Origin of the sequence: Arthrobacter sp. HY1533 (assembly GCF_027568515.1) — a bacterium.
Lineage (GTDB): Bacteria > Actinomycetota > Actinomycetes > Actinomycetales > Micrococcaceae > Specibacter.
Genome location: NZ_JANKZF010000001.1, coordinates 226,462 through 240,888 on the forward strand (window position 1 = coordinate 226,462; position 14,427 = coordinate 240,888).

At 69.6% G+C, this 14,427-nt stretch carries 15 protein-coding genes; all 15 read right to left on the reverse strand.

Features of this window, described 5'->3' with window-relative positions; genetic code table 11:
• Nucleotides 1-7: 7 nt before the first annotated feature.
• The 15 genes from PCK14_RS01100 to PCK14_RS01170 are packed head-to-tail and all read right to left on the reverse strand — an operon-like array spanning nucleotide 8 to nucleotide 14,303.
• The gene (locus PCK14_RS01100) at nucleotides 8-331 is read right to left on the reverse strand and encodes a hypothetical protein (RefSeq protein ID WP_269936614.1); all 324 of its coding nucleotides are present in this window, start codon (nucleotides 329-331) and stop codon (nucleotides 8-10) included.
• A gap of 24 nt (nucleotides 332-355) precedes the next feature.
• Nucleotides 356-862: a phage baseplate assembly protein V gene (locus PCK14_RS01105; protein ID WP_269936615.1), complete on the reverse strand. Its 507-nt coding sequence runs from the start codon at nucleotides 860-862 to the stop codon at nucleotides 356-358.
• Nucleotides 859-1,986 carry a hypothetical protein gene (locus PCK14_RS01110; RefSeq protein WP_269936616.1) on the reverse strand — a complete coding sequence of 376 codons (1,128 nt, stop codon included), beginning with the start codon at nucleotides 1,984-1,986 and terminating at the stop codon, nucleotides 859-861. The genes PCK14_RS01105 and PCK14_RS01110 overlap by 4 nt, the downstream gene beginning before the upstream one ends.
• Nucleotides 1,979-2,299: a hypothetical protein gene (locus PCK14_RS01115; RefSeq protein WP_269936617.1), complete on the reverse strand. Its 321-nt coding sequence runs from the start codon at nucleotides 2,297-2,299 to the stop codon at nucleotides 1,979-1,981. The genes PCK14_RS01110 and PCK14_RS01115 overlap by 8 nt, the downstream gene beginning before the upstream one ends.
• A gap of 2 nt (nucleotides 2,300-2,301) precedes the next feature.
• Nucleotides 2,302-2,952: a hypothetical protein gene (locus tag PCK14_RS01120; protein ID WP_269936618.1), complete on the reverse strand. Its 651-nt coding sequence runs from the start codon at nucleotides 2,950-2,952 to the stop codon at nucleotides 2,302-2,304.
• Complete coding sequence (locus PCK14_RS01125) at nucleotides 2,949-3,476, reverse strand: hypothetical protein (protein WP_269936619.1); 528 nt, start codon at nucleotides 3,474-3,476, stop codon at nucleotides 2,949-2,951. The genes PCK14_RS01120 and PCK14_RS01125 overlap by 4 nt, the downstream gene beginning before the upstream one ends.
• A gap of 55 nt (nucleotides 3,477-3,531) precedes the next feature.
• Nucleotides 3,532-5,397, reverse strand: coding sequence for an eCIS core domain-containing protein (locus PCK14_RS01130; RefSeq protein WP_269936620.1), 1,866 nt, complete (start codon nucleotides 5,395-5,397; stop codon nucleotides 3,532-3,534).
• A complete protein-coding gene (locus PCK14_RS01135; protein WP_269936621.1) occupies nucleotides 5,394-6,794 on the reverse strand; it encodes an eCIS core domain-containing protein in 1,401 nt (466 codons plus the stop codon). Before PCK14_RS01135 ends, PCK14_RS01130 begins: the two co-directional genes overlap by 4 nt.
• Nucleotides 6,787-7,044, reverse strand: coding sequence for a hypothetical protein (locus PCK14_RS01140; RefSeq protein ID WP_269936622.1), 258 nt, complete (start codon nucleotides 7,042-7,044; stop codon nucleotides 6,787-6,789). The genes PCK14_RS01135 and PCK14_RS01140 overlap by 8 nt, the downstream gene beginning before the upstream one ends.
• Complete coding sequence (locus tag PCK14_RS01145) at nucleotides 7,034-9,007, reverse strand: ATP-binding protein (RefSeq protein ID WP_269936623.1); 1,974 nt, start codon at nucleotides 9,005-9,007, stop codon at nucleotides 7,034-7,036. Before PCK14_RS01145 ends, PCK14_RS01140 begins: the two co-directional genes overlap by 11 nt.
• Entirely contained in the window at nucleotides 9,004-10,284 is a 1,281-nt protein-coding gene (locus tag PCK14_RS01150; RefSeq protein ID WP_269936624.1) for a DUF4255 domain-containing protein, read from the reverse strand. Before PCK14_RS01150 ends, PCK14_RS01145 begins: the two co-directional genes overlap by 4 nt.
• Nucleotides 10,281-11,138: a hypothetical protein gene (locus tag PCK14_RS01155; protein WP_269936625.1), complete on the reverse strand. Its 858-nt coding sequence runs from the start codon at nucleotides 11,136-11,138 to the stop codon at nucleotides 10,281-10,283. The genes PCK14_RS01150 and PCK14_RS01155 overlap by 4 nt, the downstream gene beginning before the upstream one ends.
• On the reverse strand, nucleotides 11,135-11,857 hold the full coding sequence (locus PCK14_RS01160; protein WP_269936626.1) for a hypothetical protein: 723 nt from the start codon (nucleotides 11,855-11,857) through the stop codon (nucleotides 11,135-11,137). Before PCK14_RS01160 ends, PCK14_RS01155 begins: the two co-directional genes overlap by 4 nt.
• 6 nt (nucleotides 11,858-11,863) lie before the next feature.
• Nucleotides 11,864-12,391, reverse strand: a complete 528-nt coding sequence (locus PCK14_RS01165) for a phage tail protein (protein ID WP_269936627.1) — start codon at nucleotides 12,389-12,391, stop codon at nucleotides 11,864-11,866.
• A gap of 10 nt (nucleotides 12,392-12,401) precedes the next feature.
• Entirely contained in the window at nucleotides 12,402-14,303 is a 1,902-nt protein-coding gene (locus PCK14_RS01170) for a phage tail sheath C-terminal domain-containing protein (RefSeq protein WP_269936628.1), read from the reverse strand.
• Nucleotides 14,304-14,427: the final 124 nt, after the last annotated feature.

Consider the following 14,427-nt stretch of genomic DNA (forward strand, 5'->3'; position numbering starts at 1 on the left):
GTCCGTCTCACACCCCCACAACCCGAAGCTGGAAGACCGATGGCAACAGCGGGGCGACGGTGGGTGCGCACAGCGCCTGGCTGTCGGCCAGCAGCAGCGGCTGCCCGTTGGACAAGATGCGGGTGCTGCCCGTGGTCCACGATGCGCTGACGCACGGGCCGTTGCCGGCGTTGGGCGGCGGCATCGGACAGCCGGCAACGGTCCAGGGCGGGGGCATGGTCACCGTGGGCTGGCCGCCGACCGTGACGCGCGGGTTGGGCGTGGTGGGCTGGGCCTGTCCGCCGTGCGCACACAGCACCGTGGCACCCACATGAAGCAGTGGTCCCGGCATGGTGTTCCCCTTTCCTGGCGGCCGTCAGGTGACGGCTAGGGCCCCGTTGTTGACTGTGACAGTGGGCCCGGCCATCACAATGGTGGCCGCCCCGTTGGTGATGGTGATGCCCGTTTCGTTGACCAGGATGGAAGCCCCGCCTGCGCTGCGGATCTGGATGCCGCCGGCCGGCCCCGGCAGGTCGCTGAGGGTGATGGAATTTCCCAGCCCGGTCTGCAGCACAATGCTGGGGCTGAGCGGGTTGCCGGCCAGGGCAATCGCCGGAATCTCGGCCGCGCTGCCCCAGAAGCCGCCGGTCCAGACGGGGTAGTCAAGATCGCCCTGCTCGTACTCAATCCACACGGCCGAGCCGATGGCCGGAACCACGAAAACCCCTGACTGCTTGCCCGCAAATGGCACGCAGGGCAGGGCCCAGGTGGACGGGATGAGCCCGGTGGCGTCGGGGACTATGGCCTGGATGCGGCCCATTTGCTGCGGGTCGACGTTCAGTGCCACGGTGCCCCGGTACTTGCCAAAATGTTCGCCGCTCATGCCGCCACCACCGGAACTGTTGAGATGAGCCCGTTGCGGCTCAGCTTGAATTTTTGGGTGAATTCTCCGCGCTTGACCGAGTGCCGGACCTCGGAAACGTAGTACAGCCCGTCGAACGCCAGGCCCGCCCCGCGCACCCCCACCAACTGCCGGGCCGCCAGGATCCGGCCGTAGCGCAGCACATCCAGGGAGCCTTCGCCTTCTACGGTGTCGGCCGAGTTGGCCGCGGTCGCGATGCCCACCATGATGGCCTGGGCCGGCGTGTACTTGGCCGTCTCCTTCAGCGGTGTGGTGTTCGACGGCGGCAGGTTCACCAGCCCCAGCGGCGGGTTCAGCGGGGTGATGGGCGGGATGGGAATGGGGATGGGTATGTGTGTTTGCTCGTTCTGGATGAAGACAATGGGCAGGGTGGCCTTCTGCGGCTTGTAGGTAAAGGTGATCGAGGTGGCGTTGCTGTGGGCGTCCATGTCCAGGTTGAGGGCAGGCTGCGGGACACCGACCTTGATCCGCGGGCCCCAGTAGGCGGTGCACACGCCAGGCACCGGGCCCGGGGACAGGTAGAACACGTAGCCCACCTTTTTGGCCAGGGCCGTGATGTATTTCAGGTCGGTGCCCTGTTGGGCGGGGATCTTGGCGGTGGGGATGGGCACATCCAGCAGGATGCTGGGGATGATCAGCGGCACCACGCCCAGCATGGCGTACTTGGCAAGCACCAGCGCCACGGCGGCTTCGGCCGGCATGGCCGGGAACGGCAGGCCGGTCAAATCCAGCTTGTCCATGAGCTTGCCCAGGTCCTCCCCCGTGACCTGCAGGATCGAATGCCCGGCGTCGTTGCCGGGCAGCACCTGTGCCTGGGTCACCACGCCGTCGGCCAGGACGGCCACGGAGCCGTTGACGGTGGCGGTGAGCACCACACGCACAATCGGGAAGGGGGATCCGCCCGCAAGCAGGAAGAGGGTGGGCAGCACCGAGCTGTTGCTCATGGTGAATTTGAGCGTGAACACGCCGGGGCCGTTGTCTCCCTGGGTGGCTTCGACGCTGACCAGGGCGTCGATCACGGATTCCGGGACCGGGAGGGCTATGGCCGGGCCCACCATGAGGCCCAGCTGCAGGGAACTAGACATGGGGCGCCCCCGGGATTCCCTCTGCCAGTGCGATCCGCAGCACCGTGCCGGGAACGGCTGTCAGGTCCCTGGGGAGCATGGCCCGGTTGGCGTCGGCCACGCGCCAGGACAGTTCGGGATCGCCCAGGGCCGCCGCGGCAACCGAGTCGAGCCGGTCCCCGGCAGCCACCGTGCGCCAGGCAATGCCGGCAAGTGCCTCGGGGTGCGGCACCAAGCGGCGGTCAAGGTAGGCAATGGGCGTGCCGTCCGGCGTAGTCCATGTCCTGGTTCCGGTGAACACGTAGCGGCTGTTGGCGGCAAAATTGGCGGCCATGGCTAGATCCCCCTGATTCCGAGTGTGCCGAGCCCGGCCTGCGGACCGCCGGCGGCGAATTGTTCCTTCTGGGCCAGGTAGCCCATGAAGAGGCTGCCCGCACGGTGCGCAAAGCCGGTGTCATCCACCGTGAGGACCCGCAGGCCCAGGCTGACCTTGGCCTGGATGGGATTGAGGTTCACGTCGAATGCCTCCTCGGTGATGGAGAATTCGGTGATGCGCACGGGCAGGACACGGTTCTTGCTCCACACGAAAAGGGGCAGCGGCGCCTCCATGGGCAGGATCTCCAGGCGTCCGGCCTGTTGCAGGGCATTGTTGGCCAGCAGCTGCGCGCTGCTGGGGTAGACAAGCGTCTCCAGGGCGGCCAGCTGGGGGAAGATCCCGGAGCCGGTGGCACGCGCCGCGCCCAGTTCAAGCTGGTCGACGGCGTCGATCTCGGCCTCGAACTTGATGGTCTCGGTGGGCGGGCCCTTGATGCGCAGCACCTCCGAGCGGTCGGGGGTGTCGGTGCCGGCGCCGTGGACGGCGAGCGTTCGGCTGAGGGTGGCCGGGTTGTATTGCAGGGCGATGATCCGCAGCACGGCCGAGGTGTCGGGATCAATCAACACGATGCCGCCGCGGACCAGGCGCGGCGCATTTGGCGGGGCGCTCATGGCGTGCCTCCCGTCGCCGTGGCCTGCTCGTTGATGGTGATGCCGGCAAGGCCGGTGCGCGCGGTGACGTTGCGTGGCCGGCCGCCGTCGGACCACCAGAAGCTGACTCCTTGTGGCGGGTCGCCGCCGAGAAGTTCCGGCAGCCGGGCCCCCGGGACGTTCTCGAGGTCCGCTTCGGTCAGGACGGGATCGTTGTGCCGGGCCGGATCCAGCAGCTGTGCCGCCGCGGCGGCCACGGCGGCTGCCGCCGGCACCTGTCCGGTCTCCGCCCATCTGGCAAACAACTTGCCCAGGGCCTGTCCGGCATAGGTGTCCGGCGGCTCGTCGTCGCGCAGCAGGCCGGACAGTCCGCCCCTGCCGCGGCCCGCGCCCCAGCTGGCCGTGAACAGGCGGCAGCCCGGGGCGGCCTCTTCCGGGTTGAGCGTGACGGAGACGTCGGCGGGCGCAACCAGGCCGCGGCCGCCCAGCTCCAGGGAGCGCTGCGCCACTGCCTCCCGGATGCGTGCCGTCACGTCCTGTTCCATGGTGTTCCTTCCTGTTCCTGGTCTGTGCTGCTTGTCCTGGCCCGGCTGCGGCCGCTCATCTCGAGGGGGCCAGGGGTGCCACCGTGGAGGCAAAGTAGGCTGCCGTGCCAGGGTCCTTCCGGGTCAGCAACCTTCGCTTTTCCGGCCCGCCAAAGTAGTGCGCATAGACCTCGGCAAACCAATCCGGGGGGCCGTTGAACTGGTAGGGGGTGACCATCCTGGTGCGTGCCTCAAAGTTGTAGCGGTTCCAGGACGGCGGGTCGGAGAGTTCATAGACGTGTGCGTCGGGTGCGCCCAGCCGGTCGCCGCCGTCGGGCTTGAACCACGGGTGGTCCAGGGCCGTGCCAATGGCCGGCAGCGCGGGGTCGGCGGTTATGGCGGCCTTCACGGGGGCGCCCAGCCCGGCGTACCACGGCCGGGCCCTGATCCGCGTGAGCATGCCGGCAACGGAGCGGTTGGTCATGGCGGTTGACATTTCCGTTTCCACGTCGTCGCGCTGGACGGTGGGCAGGGCAAAGATCCCGGCGTGGGAATCGTCAACCATGTCATGGGCCACGATGCCGGGGTTGATGGCATATTGCACCCAGCCGCCCCTGGAGGCGTTCGCCGGTTCGCTGCCGGTTGTCCAGCCCATCTGCTTGTCCACCGCATGGCCGGTCTCGTGCAGGGCCGTTTCGGTCAGCTGCGTTTCAGCCACGTTCATGTCCAGTTCCAGCCGCCGGCCGGAATATACGCCCGTGGTGGTTTCGCCCCGCGCGTCGGCGCCTTCGGTGAACGCGCCAAGTCGCCGGAACGCGGCGTTGCGGGCCACATGCCCATCCGGCAGCCCATCCAGGGCCAGGTAAGTTTGCCGCAGGGCAGGGACCGTCCAATCGGCGGCGGTCAGGCTGGCAATGGCGCCCCGGCCCACGGGGACGTCAAAGCGGGTTCCGGCCGCCAGGATCAAGGTGGGCAGGGCGCCGTCGTCCGATTCGGTGACGATCACACGCAGGATGCGCTGCTGGCCCGCCGTGAGCCGGCCCGGAGTCAGGGAACTGATCCAGGGCCGGATGTAGCGGCCCTGGTGCCCCGCGTTGGAGTTGTTGATGAGCCGGCCCAACTTGCCTTTGGCGTCCAGCCCGGCCAGAAAAGCCTCCTGCTGGGCTGCCGGCAAATTCGCCATGGTGTTGAAGACGTTGCTGACATCGGTGTCGGTGACGGCCCAGTCGAACAGCCCGTAGCTCAGCGAGTCCTCTGCCGAGGGCAGGGCCCGGGCCACACCAATGGCCGCAAGCACGCGCTGGTAGGCGGGGCCGGACTTGGCCGAATCGGGCAGGTTGTCGATGAGCCGGTCAAGGTACTTTTGCTCCAGACGGCCAAGCCCCGCAGCCAGGGCAGGGGCGGGCAACGCGGCGAGGGCAGCCAGGGACGAGGTGGCGTCGGCGTCCGTCACGGCCCAGTCCCTCAGGCCGTAGGAGAGCTTGTCACGGACATCGTCAATGACATCCAGTGCGACGGCGGGTACGGCGGACTGCCGCTGCTGCACAGCATGGGCGGCCTCGTGGCTGAGCAGGCGCAGGCCGCCGGCCGTGGCGGGGTTGAGCCGGGCTGCGCTTCCGAGGATGTTCTGCCCCACAGTGGCGGCGTTGGCACCCACGGATGCGGCGAAGCGACCGGCGGCGTCGCTGGCGTGGACCCGGACGCCGGAGAGGTCCGCGCCGGTGGCATGCTCCAACGCCTTGCGTGTCTCGGCGGGCAGCGGCTGGCCTGTGGAGTCCATGCTGCGACGCGCCCCGCGGGCCAGGGCCGCCGTAGCCTCCGTAGACAGGGGCGCGGCGCGTTCATGCCGTTCCGGGCGCGGGGCCAGTCCGGTCATCTGCTTGGCGAGGGCATCGGCGGCATGTTCGCGTGCAAGCATGCTGCCCGGCCCACCCGTGGTCATGGCGTTTTCCCCCTCTGGTCCCATCGATTGCCCTGGTCCCACTTTTCCCCGCGGTCCCCGCTGCCGCCCTTGTCCTTGATGGCCGCTTCGACGGCCTGCTCAATGGCCTTGAGCCCCTCGGCGTCGTGCAGGCCCAGGCTCTCGGCTGCGGCGCGGGCAATGGCCGAGGACCCCTTTTCGACGCCGTCGCGGGCCTTTTCCTTCAGCCACGCCCGCTTGTCCTTGGGCAGCCAGCCGGCCACGGAGTCGATGACCGGGTCAATGATCTTTTCTGCCACGGCATCAAGCACCGACTTGGGCCCGCTGCCCTTGATCGGAGGGGGCAGCGGCTTGTAGTAGTCCGGGGGAAGGTTGCTGCCGCCGTCAGGAACGGGTTTGGGGTGGATGGTCAGGTCGATTGGCTTGCGCTCGCCCGGGCCGCCCGGACCGCCAAAGGTGACACCGCCCGGTTTCGACGGCGGAACGAGCTCCGGCACCATCCTGCCCAGCGGGGACTTGCGGGGGTGGAAGCGGATTTCCACGCGCCTGTTGCGGGCATTGGAAACCTTGTCGCCCGTCGGCACGGCCTGCGAGGGTCCCTCGCCCTGGCTTTCCGTGCTCATGATGGCCGGGACATCCAGCCGGGACAGTGCGGCGGCCACGGCGTCGGCGCGGTTCTGGCCCAGGGTGGCATTGCTGGCTTCGTCGCCCACCGTGTCCGCGTGGCCAATGATAGTGATGCTCGACAGCGGGTAGCTCCGCAGCAGGATGTTGATGGTTGTGGCCAGGACTTTCAGCTGGCCCAGGTGGTCCGGCGTTGGTTCCGCCTGGCCGGTGGGGAAATTGTCCAGGTTCTGGGATCCGATGGCCGATGCCAGCATGGGCGATGCGCCCTCGATCAAGGCCGTTCCCGGGTCGGCCGTTCCGGGGCCGCCGGGCAATGGCTGGCACCGGATGGCGCCGGGCAGGGCAGCCCCGCGGTGCGGCGCGGGCATGGCTTGGCCGCCCGCGTAGGCTGCTGCGCTGTGTTCCGCGGCCTGCTCCGCCGCATCCCCCTGGACGGAGATGCCTTCACCTGCCGGCTGCAGCGTGTGTGCCAGCTCGTGGGCCAGCAGTGTGCGGCCCTCGGCCGTGCCGGGCGCGTACCGTCCGGAGCCAAAGTAAATGTCGCTGCCAACGGTCAAGGCCGCGGCGTTCAGTGAAACGGCCAGCCCGGCCGCCGCGTCATCGGCATGGACCCGGACCTGGCTGAAGTCTGTGCCGAATCTGCCCTCAAAGTGCTTCCTCGATTCCTCGGGCAGCGGGCTGCCTCCGTTGTGCCACACAGCAGTTGCCGCCGGACGCGCCGGGCGGGCAACGGGAGCCTGCACAGCCAGCCTTGCCTTCTCCGGCCCCACACGTTCAAACATCTCAGCCATGGCGCAACCCTCCCAGCACGGCACCGGCAATGCCTTGGCCCAAGGCCTGCGGGCCGGCGCCGGCCGGCACCTGGACGGGGGCTGCTCGCAGCAAGGGCACTGCGACGGCGCCGATGGCGGTGTCGAAGGGACCGGCGGCCAGGCGGCTGGCCAGTTCAGCTTCGACGGCGGCGGCCACGAGTGCGGCGGTGCGGGCGTCAAGGCCCAGCCCGTCCAGGACCAGCCGGTCGATGTGCACGTCAATGTCCATGGCGCACCTCCCCCGGTGTCCAGGCAAAGTCGGCGTCGTTGATGGGGCGTTCAAGCTTGCGGTACTCGCTGCGCGCGGCGGCGAGCATGAGTTCCATGGTGACCAGTCCGCCGTCGTTCGCGGCCAGGAAGGCGGCATTGAGGGCCACGTTGTGGATGCTGCCGCCGGTGAGGTTCAGCCGGGCCAGCCGGTCCAGGTCCAGCCCGCCCACGGGTGTTTCGGCGGGGAACGCCTCCTGCCAGATGGAGCGCCGCTGGGCCTGGGCGGGGAAGGGGAAGTTCACCACAAACCGCAGGCGGCGCAGGAAGGCAGGGTCAACGCTGTCCTTGCGGTTGGAGGCGAGCACGGCCAGGCCGTTGAAGCTTTCCATGCGCTGGAGCAGGTAGCTGACCTCGATGTTGGCGTAGCGGTCGTGGCTGTCCCGGACCTCGCTGCGCTTGCCAAACAGTGCGTCGGCCTCGTCGAAGAACAGCACCGCCCCGCCGGATTCGGCCGCGTCAAAGAGGCTGCGCAGGTTTTTTTCCGTTTCGCCGATGTACTTGCTGACCACGGCGGAGAGGTCGATCTTGTACAGCAGCAGGCCCAGCTCGGCGGCGAGTGCCTCCGCGGCCATGGTCTTGCCCGTGCCGCTCTCCCCTGCAAACAGCACGCTGATGCCCGTCCCGCGGTTCAGCCTTGCCGCGAATCCGTAGTCGTTGTAGACGGTTCCGCGGCGGGCAACCTGCCCCACAATCTCGCGCAGCAGGCCCATCTCCGGATCCGGGAGCTTGAGCTGGGCCAGCCGGGCCTTGGCCGGCACCCTGTGGGCCAGTTGGTCCAGCGCGGGCCGGGCCGCGTCCAGGGCGGCCGCCCACACCGCGGAAAACTCCTGGGATGCGTCGCCGGGGACGGTGGGGCCGGGACCTCCAGGGCTGGCGGCTGCGCGGGCCAGGGTGTCCGCAATGGCCGGCAGGTCCAGGTCGAAGTGGCTGGCCAGTGCCGCGGCTCCCCCGGCATCGAGTCCGGCACCCCACGCCGTGGCCTGTTCTGCCGCCGTGGGCCGGGCCACGTCCACGCTGAGGGTCTCCGCCCGCGGCCAGGGTTCGTGGACGGCCACGAACACCAGCCCGCCTGATTCGGACAGCCACCGGCGCACCAGCTGCTGTCCGGCCGGCCCGGCGTCGGCGGCGTCAATGAAGAGTGCCACGGCGTTCAGCAGCACCTCCCGGTGCCACAGCCGGGCCAAGGGCACCGAGTCCGGCTGCCCGCCTGCAAGGGCTTCGGCGTCGAGCCTGAACAGCTCCAGCCCAAAGGCACGGGCCACGGTTGCGGCCACCAGCTCCTTGCTGCTGCGGCTGCTGCCGGCCAGCAGGAACTCCTGCACGGGCCTGGCCGACTGCACCAGGGCACATATCCGCACGGCGGTTTCCGCCTGCGACGGCGGCAGGGCCCCGGGTGCGGGCACCGGCGCAAGGAGGCTGCCGAGCCGCCAGTCCAGGTGGTTCAGCCCCTTGATGAAATTCACCACGCGCTCGTCGGCGGTGAGCCGGGCAACCGTGAGTGGCACTTGGGCCCCAACGTTGACCAGCGGCCAGTGGCGCAGCGGCCCGTCCGGGGACATGGCGTCCCAGGCAGGGTCGTCAAAGAGCTGCATGGCCAGGGCAAAGGTGGGGTGCCCGCGCCCGTCGTCGTGCTGCGCCGCCGCGCACAGGCCACCCATCCCGGTGTCCAGCTCCATGGCGGCGCACAGGAACACTATGTCCGTTTCGAAGCCGTTCAGGCCGAACGCGGCGGCCAACCGGGCCAGGGGGAGGTCCGGTCCCGGGGCCGGCGGGCCGGCATCGGGGGCAGGATCCCCGGCCGGATCCCGTCCTGGCGCATGGCGGGTGCCGTCGGCGAGCGCCTGCAGCCTGCCGCGGAGCCAGGCGAGGCGGGTGGACAGGAAGTCGTCGTTGGCGGCCAGCCATTGTTCCCGGGTGCTCATGTGACTGCCACCTGCTGGGCCGGGTCGAACGCCGGAACGGCCCCGGTGAAGGTGACGGGGATGCTGTCCACGCCGTCCACGCGCAGCCGGACGGGGTGGGTGCCGGCTCCCACGTTGGGCACCTTGAAGGTGACGGTGGTGGGGGTGCTTGCGAACCCGGGGTCCCCGGGGGCTGGGTTGACCACCGTTGCAGGCGCCACGGAGATCTCCCCGCAGAGGACCACAATGCTCTGGCCGTCCCCGATCCGCGGAGAGCACGTGAGGGTGACGGTGCCGCCAACTGCCACGGTTGACGGGGCATGGGGGCTGAGCGTGATGGTGGGCGCCAGGGCCAGCCCGACGGCCCCGCTGACCAGCGGGGGCAGCCCGGACTGGGCCGTCACGGCCACCACCTGGTAGAAGCCCGGCACCCATTGCCCCCACGCGAGCGGGTCGCCGGCCAGCTCGGGCAGCGCCACGGACAGCTGGCCGGGGTCCGGCCCTGCCGCGGGTGCCAGAACTGCTGGCGGCAGTGGCTGCAGGGGCGCGGGCGGGCGCCACAGGCTGGTGAACCGCAACACGGTGCCCGCGGCGGTGAGGCTGCTTCCCTCCACCAGCACGGTCTCCCCCTGGCGGGCGGCGGCCTGCGAGCGCGGCGGCAGCATCCTTTCCACAAGCGGTGCGGCGCCCAGGACGGAGTGCACGCCTTCGTCGTTGGCGCCGCGGGCCAGCACGGGCAGCGGTGCCCGGGTCGGGGCCTGGCTGTCGATCAACACCACCGAGACCTCATAGGCGGCGCAGACGCGCATGTTGCTTTGGAACGCCGTCCAGAGCTTGGAGAGTTCGTCCACGCCCAGTGGCAGTGGCGTGATGCGGATGCGTTCGGCCTGGTCCTCCAGGCCACTGTTGGGCAGGGCCGAGGCGAAGTCGCCGGCATCCAGGACGCAGTGGTCGTGGAGCACCGCCATGGCCGCCCCGAGCACGCGGTGGCTGACGGCGTCCTGGTCGGTGTCGTCGCGGCCGTAGGCTGTCACCAGGTAGTGCAGGTTCAGGGCCAGCGGCGGGCTGCCCGGTCCGCCGTGGCTTGGCGGCGGGTCCTGGTTGCGCCAGGCCGCGTTGACGGCCGTGCCGTACAGGAACAGGTTCAGGGACGTGCCTGTCAGTGTCTTGCGGGCCACGTCGGGCGTTCGCGTGGTGACTGAGAGGTCCTGCAGCACCGAGTCAAGCTGCGGCATTTTTGACAGGAGCAGGTTTCGCAGCATGGCGGTGACGGCGGCGATGGCCCAGGTGCTGCTCATGGCCTGTCCCTCAGGTATTCATCCAGGCTCATGAGCCCGGCACGCCCGGCTGTGGGGGGCTGCGGGGCAGCCGCCGCGACGGCCCTGACCTCGATGCGCCCGATGCTGACATGGATGTGCTGTTCGGGTGCCCTGGCCGGCTCCCGCCGGGCCAGTGGTTCCAGCCGCGGCTGCACCTGCCCTTCGACGGCATCCGGCCACGCCGGACGCCCATCAGCGTGGTGGTGCGTTGCGGGGCCATGGTCCCCTGTCCATTCCAACCCATTGACGACGCCGGCTGCCCGCCCCAAGTGGCCCGCCTCCCCTGCCGTGGGGAACAGCGGGGCCTGTGGCCGATTTTCCCCGGTGAGTTGAGCAAGGCGCCGGGCGGCCGGGAGGGCTGCACCCGCCACTGGCGCCGGTGGCACGACTGGCCGGGTCTCCCTGCGCCCGGCTTCTCCCGTTGTCGCCTTGATGCCCCGGCCACTGCTTGTTGCGCGCCCGGCGGCTCCGGGTTTCTCCCCTGGCGGCCGGACACCCACGGGGGCCGCTGCCCCGCCCGTCAGGCGGGGGCCGCCTGCTTCCATGTTTGCCCTGCCGGGATCGCGGGGGGCCGTCGCGTCCGGGGTGGAGTCCCCGTGCCTGTGCGGCGCTGCACCGGGAAAGTCGTTGCCGGGATGCGCTACGGTGCCCCCGCGCCCCTCAAAGGCAGCATCCTGTTCCCCGGAGCCCGGCCACCAGGGCAGGCCAGGGGCTTCAAAGCGGGAGGCGAGCCGGGGCACCACGGCGGCAGCCGGCGTCGTGCCTGCCAGGGCCCCCGTGGCCGAGGGGGCGGGCGGAAGTTCGCGGCGCAGCAGGCCCGCCAGGAAGCTCATGACCCCACCAGCTCCAGGTAGGCCTGGCGGCGCAGGGGCGGCAGGGCCAGGATGTCCTGCTCGGACCAGCCGTAGGCGCGCGCCAGGGTGTGGACGTCGATCAGCAGGCGGCGGGCCCAGTGGTGCAGCTCGTTCCACAGGTAGCTGGCAATGTGGAAGGGTGCGAGCCAGCCGTGGCCGCAGCCGGGACACTGCACGTTCAGCTCGGTGGCGGCGGCGGGGTCGGCCCGGCCCAGTTCCTCCCCCAGGGTGGCCAGCACGTCCGGTGGCAGCGTGCCGGGCTCCACGGGGGCGCCGGCTTCCGTGACGGTGGTGATGCAGCGTGCGGTGAGTGCGGCCTCGGTGTTGCCGGGGTCCATTGCCAGGAGGTCCCGGCTCGTGACCGGGCGCAGGGTGGCCTCGTAGCCGTCCAGGTGCACCGTGAGCGGAGCGGCGTGCCGGTCTTGCGGCGTGCCTGCCAGCTCCCCTACGGTGAAGGCGAGTTCCACTTCCATCCCGCACCCCGGGCACTGCGCAATGGCTTCAAGTCCCGGGCCAAACAATGAGGCGCGGAAGGCTAGCAGTTCAGAGTCGCGCCTGCCCAGCGGCCAGTCGGCCAGCACGTCCGGTTCGGTGTCCGGGACGGCGGCGGACAGCAGGACCAGGGCCCGGCGCACGGGATCCTGGCCGAGACCGTTCCCCCACACCTCCAGCAGTTGGGCTGCCCCCGGCCCGGGCACGATCCATCACCCGTTGGCCGGGGTCAGGGAGGGCTCGGTGGGTTCGGTCACGGAGGTGTCGCGTTCCCAGCCCTCGTTTTCCAGCTTGATGTGGGCGATGGCCACGGCGTTGGCGTTGGCGTCCAGGTCAGGCAGGGCCTGGTACTCGGACACCCAGCAGCGGTGGATGTTGTAGGCGAGCACCTTCTGGCCGGCCTCGTTGAAGACTTCCAGGATGATGTCCTTGCGGAAATCCTTCAGCGACACCTCGGCCCCGAGCCCGGTGCCAAAGTCCCACACCTTGGACGCCCACGCCTCAAAGTCGGTGTCGTGGGTGACTCCGCGCTCAATGGTGATGGCGTCAAATTCGGTGCGGCCCGGGGATTTCCGGCTCGAGGACGGGTCCCCGCCTTCGCGGTGCTTGACCACTTCCGTGGTCCGCTTCAACCCACCCACCTTGCTGACTCCGGCCACGTAGTGGCCGTCCCACTTGATGCGGAACTTGAAGTTCTTGTACGGGTCAAAGCGCTGGGCATTGACACTGAACTGGGCCATGGCGTCCTCCTCAGGCCTGGACCGCGCCGGCGATTTGCTGGAGCGAAATGATGACGAATTCGGCCGGCTTGAGCGGGGCAAAGCCCACCAGGATGTTCACCACGCCGGCGTTGATGTCGTTCTGCGTGGTGGTCTCGGCGTCGCACTTCACAAAGTAGGCGTCCTTGGGTGTGGAGCCCTGGAAGGCGCCTTGCCGGAACAGGTCGTGCATGAACGCGCCCACGTTGAGCCGGACCTGCGCCCACAGCGGTTCGTCATTGGGTTCGAACACCACCCACTGCGTTCCGCGGAACAGGCTCTCCTCGATGAACAGCGCCGTCCGGCGCACCGGCAGGTACTTCCATTCCGAGGCCAGCTGGTCGTTGCCTTCCAGGGTGCGGGCACCCCAGGCCACGGTCCCGGCTGCCGGGAAGGTGCGCAGGCAGTTCACTCCCAGCGGATTCAGGTTCCCGTTTTCAGGGTCGGTGAGCGGCACTGTCAGCGCCTGTGCCCCGTTGACTGTTGCCTCCAGGCCGGCGGGGGCCTTCCACACGCCCCTGCTGCTGTCGGTGCGGGCCATGATTCCGGCCATGGCACCGCTGGGCACCAGTTCCCCTGGCCTGTTGTCGCGCAGCGGATCAGGCACAACCATGCGCGGGAAGTACAGCGCCGCGTAGTTGCTGGTGGTGCCGACGGCGTGGGCGCCCATGCCTGCCACGGCCAGTGCTGCCGTGGTCCACAGGTGCGGGGCGTCAACCAGCAGCACTGCCCGGCGCGCCTGGCAATAGGCCACGGCATCCGGCACCAGCCCGCCGTAGTCAATGTCGCCGTCGTTGGGGCTGTCGAGGTCGAGGTAGGGCGGGATGCACAGCAGGTTGAACAGGTCCGCATTGTCCAGGGCGTACAGGCCCCGCTTTGCGAGCTGCTTTCCCGGGCCGTTGAAATCCTTGGTGGTCAGTGCGCCGCCGTCGCTTGCCTGGCCCTCGGGTGCCACCCCTGTGTTGGTGGCCGGCAAGGCGGGCTGCGTTGCCGTGGCGGCCACCGCGTTGTCGGCCCAGGGGTCGAACTGGCCCCTGGCGTTGTCGGGGTTGCTGCTCTCCGGCGGGAGCACTCCCGGCGCGCCCGCCGCGGTGACAAGGGCCGACTCTGCCGCCAGCACCCGGTCCACCCGGCGGCTACTGCCCGCCTCAATGGACACGTTCAGGAAGGTTTCCACGCTTCCCGTGCTGCCGTCGCGGACCATGAGGTTGAAGACGTTGGGCAGCGTGGTGTCGGCGTGGGTCACCGGGTCCTGCACGTGCAGCAGGCGCACCCGGGCCCGCAGGCCGTTGGCCCAGGCGCCGGGGGCCTTTGCCGAAAGGAGCAATCCTCCGAGGGCCAGGGTTGCGTAGTCCAGCTTGGTGGCGGCCAGGGCGGCGGCCACGGCAGCGGCCTGCACCGAGGCAACTGTGGCGCCGGCCGCGGCAACAGCACCCTTGGCGGCTGTGGCCACTGTCTGCGACAGTGCCTTCTGGTCCGGGTCCGCGTAGCTGTCCGTCTTGGCCTGTGCAGCATCGGCGGCCAGCGCCGGCGTTGCCCCGGCCACCGCGTTGGCGGTGTCCATGGCCACCTTGCGGGCCGCCGTGGCCCCGCTGCCCGGTGCCTGGCCGTCCGCATCAGGGACGCTGCCGTGGAACAGCCGGACAACAATGGCGCGGCTGCCCCCGTTGCGGTAGAAGTCCCGGACCGCATAGCCCAGGGAACTCTGCAGCCACAAACCTCCGAACATGCGTTCGAAGTCGGAGTAGCTGTTGATGGTCACTGGTGCGTCCGCCGGCCCGCGGGCCGCCCTGCCAATGAAGGCGGTGATGGACGTTGCCACTCCGGTGATGGTGTGGACGCCGCTGTCGACCTCGGTGACATAGACGCCCGGATAACTTGTTGACACTGGCATGAGAACCCCCACCAGGACTGGAGCTGTGAAATTTTTGGGCGCTAGACGACAGCCCATTCCCCGGGCCGCCGTAGCGGTGAAAATCGGTCACGCAAACTGTTCAATCCAAAGAATGCGCTCGGAA

Excerpts from the sequence above, each read along its gene's own strand:
- PCK14_RS01150 (WP_269936624.1), bottom strand. The coding sequence starts at position 10,284 with ATGAGCAGCACCTGGGCCATCGCCGCCGTCACCGCCATGCTGCGAAAC.
- PCK14_RS01125 (WP_269936619.1), bottom strand. The coding sequence starts at position 3,476 with ATGGAACAGGACGTGACGGCACGCATCCGGGAGGCAGTGGCGCAGCGC.
- PCK14_RS01105 (WP_269936615.1), bottom strand. The coding sequence starts at position 862 with ATGAGCGGCGAACATTTTGGCAAGTACCGGGGCACCGTGGCACTGAAC.
- PCK14_RS01165 (WP_269936627.1), bottom strand. The coding sequence starts at position 12,391 with ATGGCCCAGTTCAGTGTCAATGCCCAGCGCTTTGACCCGTACAAGAAC.
- PCK14_RS01170 (WP_269936628.1), bottom strand. The coding sequence starts at position 14,303 with ATGCCAGTGTCAACAAGTTATCCGGGCGTCTATGTCACCGAGGTCGAC.
- PCK14_RS01145 (WP_269936623.1), bottom strand. The coding sequence starts at position 9,007 with ATGAGCACCCGGGAACAATGGCTGGCCGCCAACGACGACTTCCTGTCC.
- PCK14_RS01140 (WP_269936622.1), bottom strand. The coding sequence starts at position 7,044 with ATGGACATTGACGTGCACATCGACCGGCTGGTCCTGGACGGGCTGGGC.
- PCK14_RS01155 (WP_269936625.1), bottom strand. The coding sequence starts at position 11,138 with ATGAGCTTCCTGGCGGGCCTGCTGCGCCGCGAACTTCCGCCCGCCCCC.
- PCK14_RS01120 (WP_269936618.1), bottom strand. The coding sequence starts at position 2,952 with ATGAGCGCCCCGCCAAATGCGCCGCGCCTGGTCCGCGGCGGCATCGTG.
- PCK14_RS01130 (WP_269936620.1), bottom strand. The coding sequence starts at position 5,397 with ATGACCACGGGTGGGCCGGGCAGCATGCTTGCACGCGAACATGCCGCC.
- PCK14_RS01110 (WP_269936616.1), bottom strand. The coding sequence starts at position 1,986 with ATGTCTAGTTCCCTGCAGCTGGGCCTCATGGTGGGCCCGGCCATAGCC.
- PCK14_RS01135 (WP_269936621.1), bottom strand. The coding sequence starts at position 6,794 with ATGGCTGAGATGTTTGAACGTGTGGGGCCGGAGAAGGCAAGGCTGGCT.
- PCK14_RS01115 (WP_269936617.1), bottom strand. The coding sequence starts at position 2,299 with ATGGCCGCCAATTTTGCCGCCAACAGCCGCTACGTGTTCACCGGAACC.
- PCK14_RS01100 (WP_269936614.1), bottom strand. The coding sequence starts at position 331 with ATGCCGGGACCACTGCTTCATGTGGGTGCCACGGTGCTGTGTGCGCAC.